Origin of the sequence: Clostridium sp., assembly GCF_051654825.1 — a bacterium.
Lineage (GTDB): Bacteria > Bacillota > Clostridia > Clostridiales > Clostridiaceae > Clostridium.
On record NZ_JBOFYU010000201.1, the window covers coordinates 1 to 9,521 of the forward strand.

Sequence of the window (9,521 nt, forward strand, 5' to 3'; positions counted from 1 at the left end):
ATTGCTCCTTCAAATTCAACAAAAACTTTTTTCCCTTCATAGGATTTATCTAAAGTAAAATCTCTCCTATACCAACATATTCCTTGATAGCTTGGTGTAGTTCCCTTCCAGCTTCTAGGTTCTAACCTTACTGAATGAGGTAAATTTACACTTTCCCATAAATCATCGTAAAACTCAACTTCTTCAGCTCCTAAGGACTCCCCTCTATAGAACTTCCATCCAGTATTAAAATTTAAATTTACTCGTCCTTTTAAATCACCATTAGCAATAGTTGTTGCTTTTGTGTTTGTTACAAATAAAAAATTACTAATTATAAATGTAAATATTGAACAAAAGGAAACTATTCTTTTAAATTTTTTCATAAGATCCCCCTAAATTCTTAATAAGTTTTTACCTAATATTAATCCTATTATTAAACACCTCCTTTATTATATTTATTAAAACTATTCAAAATATATCGGATAAATATTTGTAAATATTTTCCTTATATCTTAATTATATTTTACTAAATATTGTAAATCAATTTTTCTACGTAATTTTACAACTCCTTTACATTCAATATTAATAAAAAAAACCTAACAATAAACTGAGTTTATCGTTAGGTTTTTCTCTAATATATAATTAAGCCCCTATAAATCCTATTACTAAATATAAAATTATTGCTATTGCTGAAACTACTAATGCATAAGGTGCTTGAGTTCTTACGTGATCTAAGTGATCCGAAGCTGCACCTGTAGATGCTAATATTGTTGTATCTGATAAAGGTGAGCAGTGATCCCCAAATACTCCTCCACCTGCAACTGCTGAAATAGTTGCTAACACTAAAGTCGTTACTTCTCCACCAGCAAAGTTTAATGCCATTGGTACTGCTATAGGAATAACTATAGCAAATGTTCCCCATGATGTTCCAGTTGAAAATGCTATTATAGCTGCAATTCCAAATGTTAATGCAGGTAATACTACTGGACTCATCCAAACTCTAGTCATTTCAATTATATAATTTGCAGTTCCTATTTCTTTACTTAATTCGTTTATTGAATAAGATAATGCAAGTATTATAATCGCAGGCATAACACCCTTCATTCCTGATATAGCTGTTTCCATTATATCTTTAAAAGGAATTCCCTTAATTCTCATAACTATTCCTAAAAATACTACTGCAGCCATAAATGCTTCCATAGTTTTTGCTGATTTTAAAGTTATAAATGTTCCAACTGCTATAGATATAACTATTAAAACTGGTAAAATAAAGTTTAAAAATACATTTGTTTTATATCCAGGATATGCAGCTGTATCTGTAAGCTCTTTTCCTACTAAAGGTTCTGCCCCATCTCTTAAAACCTTTCCTTCTTTTAAAGCTCTTTCTTCTGCCTTTTTCATTGGTCCAAAGTCTGGAATAATTTTTGCCCCTATTAATCCAACCATTAAAACTGCCCCAATTGCATAAAAGTTAAAGAAAGAAGATTTTACAAATGTACTCATTGCCATTTCTTGATTAGCTATTGGACCAAGTCCAACTAATAATCCTGAAATATAAACTGCCCATCCAGTAATAGGTACTAATACGCTAACTGGTGCTGATGTTGAATCAGCTATATAAGCAAGCTTTTCTCTAGAAATCTTAGCTTTATCTGATAAACTTCTCATAGTTGATCCTACAAATAAAGGACTGAAGTAATCACTAAAGAATACAAACATACCCATTACCCATGATGTTAATTGTATCTTTACTCTTCCTAAATTTTTCTTTTCCATTAAATCTGTAAATCCTTGAATTGCCCCTGTTCTTTGGAAGAATGCTATTAAAATACCTATGAATAACTCTAAAAGTAATATCCATGAAAAACTTGTGTTACCTAATGCTGTTTTTAATAAATTTGGAAAGGCTAAAAGTCCATTCCCCGCTAATAATACCCCAACAAAAATTGCAACAAATAATGAGAATATTGTATTTCTTGTCTTAAATGCTAATGCTATTGCAATTATTGGTGGAAGTATCGATATAAATCCTAAGTGTGCTCCTGCTTCCATCTATTTCGTCCCCCTTTTTTATCCTTATCTATTTATTTTGCTACAGTTGTAGTAGCCTTTGGTGCTACATCAATTTTATTAATATCTAAATTTAATATTGTCTCTGGGCTAGTCCATTCTCTACTTTGAATAACACTAGTTTCCTCATGAGTAAGTATTCCTTTATAAGCTGTCATACTTCTTCTTAAGTATCCATCTCTTTCACAAGCATTTTTCACCCCATTATTAGCAATAGATCTAATATGTGGAAGTACACTTGCTGCATATGCAATTGATGTAGTATGAGCTGCTGCTCCTGGAATATTATCAACCCCATAATGAATTACCCCATTAACTTCATATATAGGATCTTCATGAGTAGTCGGTCTATATGTTTCGATAGCACCACCTACATCAGCACTAATATCTACAATTACAGATCCTTTTCTCATTAAATTAAGCATATCCTTTGTTATTAAATGATCTGTTCTATGTTTTGGCCATTTAACGCAATTTACTACTAAATCAGTAGTTGGAAGTAATGCTTTTATATTAGCTTTGTTTGAAAACATTGTTCTAACATTAGCTGGATATATATCTTGGCAATCTCTCATTGTTCCTATATTTACATCCATTACAGTTACTTGCGCTCCAAGTGAAGATAAAATTTGGATAGCTCCCTTTCCAACAATACCAGCTCCAAGCACAATAACATTTGCACCAGGCGCTCCACCAATACCAGCAATTAACTTCCCTGAACCACCATTACTATTTAAAAGATAATTTACACCCATTAAAGCACCAAGCTTTCCTGCAACTTCGCAATTAGGTGATCCATATCTATGTGAATCCTCTGCTGTAAATGCAATAACTTCTTTTTCTAATAATGCATCAACTTCTTCTCTATTAGAAGCTGGATGAATACATGCAAATAATATTTGATCCTTCTTTAAAAGGTTATATTCTTCCTCAAAGAATTCCTTTACCTTTAAAATCATTTCTGATTTTTCATAAACTTCTTCTCTAGTTTCTATAATTTTAGCTCCAGCATTTATATATTCTTCATCATAAAATCCTGCTATGTAACCTGCTCCTGCTTGGACTAAAACTTCATGTCCATCACTTACTAACTCCTCTACTTCTACTGGTGTAACTATAACTCTAGATTCACCAGGCTTAATTTCTTTTAATGCTCCAATAATCATTTTGCTTCCCCCTTATGTCTTACTTATCTAAAAGGATTTGTAGATTGAAAATTCTAATAATTTTAGATATATGCAATATTGACTTGAACATATTTCATTAATTATTTATAAGAATAAACTAAAAAAGACCTTAAGTGTACTTACTTAAGGTCAAAATTATACATTTATTATTATATAAAGCATAATTCCCCAAAAATAATAGCACTCCACAAACTAATGTGACAGTTATATAGATATTTTCTATATACCCAGAATACAGTCTTTTAGCACAAACTGTAGACTTCGGCGATAGTTCCTTTTTTAGTAACTCATAGCTGCTTTGCTCATTACTAATACTAATAAATACCGCACCTCTATCAATCCAATCATTTCCTTTTACTTTATTATAAATTAGTTTTTGAAATATTGCAAGCATAAAATTGCATTTTTCTCTTTTTATCGTATTATATGTAATATTCATAATATTATTTAAATTAAGTTTTTTCATGATAATTTTTATTTTTTCTAAAAAACAGACTAGTATTTTGTATTATTTTAATATTATTCAGAAATCTTTACTAAAATAAAGGGAGCAATTTTGTATTGTTGAATTATTAAATTTCATAGGCTATTATAAATATAAACATTCAATATTACTAGGAGAAATTAAAATGAAAAATAAAACTTTGCATCTTACAACAGGTGAATTTGCTAAAATAGTTAGAACTACTAAAAACACTTTATTTTATTATGACTCCATAGGTATTTTCTCTCCTGAAATTACTGATGAAAATAATTATAGATATTATTCTGTATTTCAAGTTGAACCATTTTTCGTTATTTCAACATTAAAGGAATTAGGTATGACTTTAAAGGAGATAAAAAATCATTTAGATAAAAGAAATCCTAAATCATTAATACAACTTTTAGAAAAAGAAGAAAAAGAAATTAATAATAAAATTCAAAACTTACTTTGGATGAAGGAGTTAATAAAACAAAGAAAGGATCAAACAAAAGAAATTATAGAGGTAGATACAAATTCTATTTCAAGTGAATACTTTAAAGAGGAAAAGCTTTTAATTACTAAAATTAATAAAACTAACAATGAAAAAGAAGTAGCACTTTCATTTTCTAAGCATATAAAAAACTGTTATGATAGAAATATTATAATCCCACAATCAATTGGACAAATCATAAATTTGTCTAATATTAAAAATGAAGAATATACTTCATATAAGTTTTATTATACTAAAGTTTTAAAGAAACATGAAAAAGGTGATTTATTTATTAAAAAATCTGGTAATTATTTAATTGCTTATCATAATAATAGCTTAGGCTCTATTGGAGAGACATATAAAAAAATTTTAGAATACTCACAAACGAATTCTATTTCTTTAGATAGTATCATTTACGAGGATGTTATTTTAGATGAACTTTCTGTTTTTGGGTATGATAATTTTGTTACTAAAATTTCTATACTTATTTTAAATAATGACTAAGTTTTAAATAGATGTTGGTAATGTAATACTTAATAAATATTGCTGATAAACAAGTTTAAGTACTTCACATTAAATTTTCTCTTATACATTTTGAAGTATTAAAAGCATATAGATATCATTAAAACAGCAATATCAATATGCTTTTACTTTTTCTTTTAAAACAGTTTGTCCATTTTTAATTACATCAATAAAGCTATATATATATACTCCTACCCTATTTCTAATATATTTATGTTAGCAAAAACATTTATAGCTTCATTTTTAGATATATTCATAATTCTTATTTTCGAAGTTTCCTTTACTTCAATATTGACTGTCCCCCACATACTTCCATATCCATATTCACATTCATTTTTCGATTCTTCTACTGAAATTATTTTAAAAGCTTTTTTATCTTCTTCCTTTATTTCTAACGCAAACCTTAATATATTTTCTAAACTTTCTCCTCTAATAGAATATTGAATTAAGTATGTTTTTTCTTTTTCTAATACTATTTCACTTTCTACTTCACATTTATCTTCTTTTTTATATATAAATTCTATAGCTTCAAATGAATTTAATTTATAAATTTCTTTGCTTTTTGCATTAAGATATTCCTTAATACATGGACAACATGTATTATCATCACACTCCACTGAAATATAATTCTTATGTTTGCCTTTACTTGATCCAAGCCATAATTGTTCAATGTTACTTTCAGCAACTATAGCTATACCGTAATTAGGTGACTCTTTTTTTCTCCAACTTCTTACTATATCAGTTACATCTATTTTTATAAATTCACATCTTGTTTTCGATGAAATAGTTTTTTTATATCCACAATTACTAAATCTTACTCCTGAATTCCAACAAACTGTTTGATCATTATATGGGGTTAAAATCTTACTTGCTATTATTGTTATCTCTTCTTCACAAGAACAAATTCCTTCAACATACAAATTTAGCTCTGCTTTAATTATCTTACTACACTCTCCTAAAATTGTAGTTTCAAACCTTAATAAGGTTATTGCATATTCTAAGCAATTATTATACCTTACTCCCTTTGAAACTAATAAATTTGTACACTTACTATAATTACTACAAGGATAAAAATTAGAAATAAAGGTATCCTTAAACCCTTCTACTTCTTTATTAGTCATTTAAAACTCCAAAACATTAATTCACACTTTTTATTTTATGTATTTTAATAGAATAAGTTAATTTATTAATTAAATTTTCTATATCATCATTTTATTTAAAAAAAATAAAAAAGCACTAAAATTAAATTTTAGCGCTTTCATTAAATAACTTTTTAATCTTCTCGATTTATAATTGATACTAATCTTAATAAGTCTAAAAGTAAGTTTAGGAAACTTATAAATACAGAATATGCTAAGTTTACTACTTCACTTTCTGATAATGTTCCATATCTACATCTAACTTGTATAGACTTCATTATTACCATTGCATATATAGAATAAATACCTATTCCTATTGCTGATAAAATTATATCAAAAGTTCCAAATTTAAAAATAAATATATTTATAATTTCTAATATAAATAATACAAATATTCCACCAAAAATCATAGGTGTCATGCTAAACAACTTTTCTTCAGTAGAGCGTGAAGCCACTATATATGCCATTGCAAATATTAAAATAACACCTAACACTACTGAAATAAATGTTCCAGCCCCTAAATTATAAAAATAATAAATATACGTTGATCCAGTTAAAATACCTAAAATAAGAGCATATATATACATGCTAGCCTTTGTTCTAATAAATCCGCCTTTTTTAGAAAACATAGAAAATAAAATTACTACTACAAAAGCTAAATTCATGTAGTACCTAAATGTTGGTGGTATAAATTTAACTCCTATATAAGATCCTATCCCTAAAAATATAAGTGCCATAAAAAATGTTTTTAAAATTTCTAAATAATTTTGTTTCGTTGTACTATAACTACTCATACAATCACTCCTTTGTTTATAACTATTATTTTCTTTTAAATTAATTATATTCCTATATAAAATCAATTTCAATTATGTTACAAAATGTTAATTACTTATTAATAATAAATATCCATACTTAATCTTAACAAAAATAGATTTTAAATTTGTAACCTTTATTTTTATCAATATTCTTTGTAAGCTATATTTACTTATCTTACGCAGTTAAATTTACATATAAAATAAAATGAAAGTTTAATAATTATGAAACAATATCAAAGTTATGCATATTATGTATTGTACCAACAAATTTATTTAAAAGAAGGGATATTTATGGCTGATAACAGACCTCTATATAATGGTCAATTAGTTAACTTTACAGTAGCTTTTACAGCTTCTTCAGACAAAACGAATTATACCACTTATATTTTAACAGATACCTTAGCTGCAGGATTAAGTTATACAGCAGCAAACTCTAATATTACTGCTAATGGTACAGCTTTAACTTCTCCTGGAGATTATTCAATAACCTCTGAAACTATAGGTAATCAAACAGTAGTAACTGCAACTATTAATAACAATAATAATGTAGCTGGAAATAATATTGTTGTTACAATAGGTAGCACTGTGACAGACATGACTAAAGTTGTGTCTGGCCAATTAGCTAATACAGCTTCTATAGATGTAAATGGAACAGCTGGTTTAAATCAAAATTCAAATTCTATAACTGTTGATTTTGAAACTTTCCAATCATATGCAATTAATAACACAACTTCCCCAAATGATAGGGCTATTAATGCAGTACTTGGAGATTTAGTAGAATTTGATGGAAGCTTAACTGCACCAAATTATAGTGATCCATACAACGTAACAATACAAATGCAACTACCAACAGGAACAACTCTATCAACAAGTGATTCTACAGTTTTATATGGTACAACTCCTACAGATGTAGACGGTACTTGGAGTACCTTAACTGGTAATGTAGCACAGTATTCCTTTACTAACTCAAGTAGTATTAACAATGAATTAATTTCAATTGTATTAAAAGTAAATATTACTGATAACCATGCCATTGAAAATTCATTCAATAATACTTTCGATCTTTCTATAGGTGAAAACCCAACAACAACTTCAAATACAGTTACAACTATATTTATTAAGCCATTAGATACAGTTACTAAAGCTGTAGTTGCTTATACCAAATAAAAATTTAATTTAAATTATTAGTTTAGGTTATCTAAATATAAACTATAGTCTTTATTTAGATAACCTTTAATACAAGCTTTATGTTACAAGGAGGGTTAACAGTAAAATGGAAACAAATACTACAAAACCAATAGTATTAATAGACGGTACAGCAATTACATTCCTAATTCAATTTACAGCACCTTATGACTATACCTTATATAATAATTTTACTGTTATAGATTATCTAGCTAATGGTTTAATATTTGATCCAAATACTACTTTTATTAAAGTAAATAATAGTATAATTCCAAATTGGCAATATACCTTTGACAAAAGGTTTAATGAAATTAAAATAAATATAGTTAATAATATAGATATTGCTGGAAATAGCATTGAAGTCTATATTGGAAGCAAAGTAAAAGATGCTTCGCAGATACAAATGGATATGGTCATTAGCAATACTGCTTATGTAAATGTTAATAATAATTCTAATTTATCAACTGCATCTGATGAAGTAGATGTATATTTTACAACTATTCAATCAAATGAAATATCAATTCATCCAAATAGTATTAACCAAACAATACAAGGTATAAATGGAAATGATGCAAACTTCACAATGGTGTTTCTAGCTAGTCCATATGATACAAATCATTTAATATACAATGTTATTGCTACTATTCCAAATGGATTAATATTTAATCCATCTACAACTTCTGTAACAATAAGTAGTTCTAATAATACATCAAATTCTCGTAGCCTTTTACGAGTAATGCCACAATTTTTAAGAAGTAACAGTAATCCAGAAGTTGATGTAAATTATGTTTATAATAAAAATACTGGTAGACTTTCTATTGATATTACTAATTCTGCTAATTACAATAATATGATAATTACAATCACATTAGGTACTAAGATAAATGATATAAATCAACTTGGAAATAACTCAGCAATAAATGTTGATTTAGGTTTTAATAATGATTCATCAACAGTTATTAGTACTCAATCTATAGCCGTAAATTTTATAAACTTATTAACTTTATATCAAACGGTAGATAATTCACAAATATTATTAGAAACTGGTCAAAATATATTATTTACAGGGGTATTTACTATACCTCAAAATTCTGATAACTTTACCTATAACAACTTTTCAGTTAGTGATGTATTAGCTCCTGGCTTAGCATTTACTTTAGAAAATAGCAGTGTTAAACTAGCTAATGGGGAAAGTATAGAAAGTATGGTGACTTTCCCTGAAAATATGTCTTATGGAGAAATAACAATAGACTTTAATAATTACTCTGGAATACAAGATCAAGTTATATTTGTAAATATTGAAACAGAGATTGTAGATATAAGCAAAATTCCAGATAATTTAAATATAACTAATACTTTAAGCTTAATTGTTAATGGTAATCCAAATACTATAGTTTATTCAAATGATATTACTATAGCATTTATAGAATACTCATCTGCTAGACAACAGTCTTTAAATAATGTAATTACTTCTATATCAATAATACAGGAGTCTTTAAATATGTTAATTAATGCAGAGAGTAATTTATTTCAACGTGCAAAAGAAATAGGAGCTACCCCTAGGGAGTTATCTAGACTTAATAATTCTATCCAAAATGTTATTAGAACTATTGCATCAGTTGAAAAATATGAAGAAATTAAACTAAGGATTGCAAGTGAATAGTTTAATAA

Annotated in this window: 9 protein-coding genes and 1 riboswitch; of the genes, 3 read left to right on the forward strand and 6 right to left on the reverse strand. The window is 27.2% G+C overall.

Features of this window, described 5'->3' with window-relative positions; all coding sequences use genetic code 11:
- From ACRDBA_RS11595 to ACRDBA_RS11605, 3 genes are all read right to left on the reverse strand, one after another.
- A partial coding sequence (locus tag ACRDBA_RS11595; RefSeq protein WP_438573079.1) for a hypothetical protein occupies positions 1-362 on the reverse strand: 362 nt, incomplete at its 3' end.
- Between the two features lie 259 nt (positions 363-621).
- A complete protein-coding gene (locus ACRDBA_RS11600) occupies positions 622-2,031 on the reverse strand; it encodes a Na+/H+ antiporter NhaC family protein (RefSeq protein WP_438573080.1) in 1,410 nt (469 codons plus the stop codon).
- Positions 2,032-2,063: 32 nt separating this feature from the next.
- Complete coding sequence (locus ACRDBA_RS11605) at positions 2,064-3,215, reverse strand: alanine dehydrogenase (protein WP_438573081.1); 1,152 nt, start codon at positions 3,213-3,215, stop codon at positions 2,064-2,066.
- 191 nt (positions 3,216-3,406) lie between these two features.
- Positions 3,407-3,579, reverse strand: a riboswitch (Lysine riboswitch).
- Positions 3,580-3,865: 286 nt separating this feature from the next.
- Between ACRDBA_RS11605 and ACRDBA_RS11610 the strand changes: the two genes are divergently transcribed.
- Positions 3,866-4,693: a MerR family transcriptional regulator gene (locus ACRDBA_RS11610; RefSeq protein ID WP_438573082.1), complete on the forward strand. Its 828-nt coding sequence runs from the start codon at positions 3,866-3,868 to the stop codon at positions 4,691-4,693.
- Positions 4,694-4,902: 209 nt separating this feature from the next.
- Here the strand turns inward: ACRDBA_RS11610 and ACRDBA_RS11615 are convergent, their stop codons facing one another.
- Entirely contained in the window at positions 4,903-5,832 is a 930-nt protein-coding gene (locus tag ACRDBA_RS11615) for a DNRLRE domain-containing protein (RefSeq protein ID WP_438573083.1), read from the reverse strand.
- A gap of 152 nt (positions 5,833-5,984) precedes the next feature.
- Positions 5,985-6,644, reverse strand: a complete 660-nt coding sequence (locus ACRDBA_RS11620) for a Bax inhibitor-1 family protein (protein ID WP_438573084.1) — start codon at positions 6,642-6,644, stop codon at positions 5,985-5,987.
- Positions 6,645-6,956: 312 nt separating this feature from the next.
- On the opposite strand from ACRDBA_RS11620, the gene ACRDBA_RS11625 reads away from it, so the two are divergent.
- Complete coding sequence (locus ACRDBA_RS11625) at positions 6,957-7,832, forward strand: isopeptide-forming domain-containing fimbrial protein (protein WP_438573085.1); 876 nt, start codon at positions 6,957-6,959, stop codon at positions 7,830-7,832.
- Positions 7,833-7,887: 55 nt separating this feature from the next.
- On the opposite strand, the gene ACRDBA_RS11630 is transcribed toward ACRDBA_RS11625, so the two are convergent.
- Complete coding sequence (locus ACRDBA_RS11630; protein ID WP_438573087.1) at positions 7,888-7,950, reverse strand: hypothetical protein; 63 nt, start codon at positions 7,948-7,950, stop codon at positions 7,888-7,890.
- Here ACRDBA_RS11630 and ACRDBA_RS11635 point away from each other — a divergent pair.
- Positions 7,939-9,513 carry a hypothetical protein gene (locus ACRDBA_RS11635; RefSeq protein WP_438573086.1) on the forward strand — a complete coding sequence of 525 codons (1,575 nt, stop codon included), beginning with the start codon at positions 7,939-7,941 and terminating at the stop codon, positions 9,511-9,513. The genes ACRDBA_RS11630 and ACRDBA_RS11635 overlap by 12 nt on opposite strands.
- Positions 9,514-9,521 lie beyond the last annotated feature (8 nt).

Coding starts and splice junctions, on each gene's coding strand:
- ACRDBA_RS11600 (WP_438573080.1), bottom strand. CDS start 2,031: ATGGAAGCAGGAGCACACTTAGGATTTATATCGATACTTCCACCAATA.
- ACRDBA_RS11615 (WP_438573083.1), bottom strand. CDS start 5,832: ATGACTAATAAAGAAGTAGAAGGGTTTAAGGATACCTTTATTTCTAAT.
- ACRDBA_RS11625 (WP_438573085.1), top strand. CDS start 6,957: ATGGCTGATAACAGACCTCTATATAATGGTCAATTAGTTAACTTTACA.
- ACRDBA_RS11610 (WP_438573082.1), top strand. CDS start 3,866: ATGAAAAATAAAACTTTGCATCTTACAACAGGTGAATTTGCTAAAATA.
- ACRDBA_RS11620 (WP_438573084.1), bottom strand. CDS start 6,644: ATGAGTAGTTATAGTACAACGAAACAAAATTATTTAGAAATTTTAAAA.
- ACRDBA_RS11635 (WP_438573086.1), top strand. CDS start 7,939: ATGGAAACAAATACTACAAAACCAATAGTATTAATAGACGGTACAGCA.
- ACRDBA_RS11605 (WP_438573081.1), bottom strand. CDS start 3,215: ATGATTATTGGAGCATTAAAAGAAATTAAGCCTGGTGAATCTAGAGTT.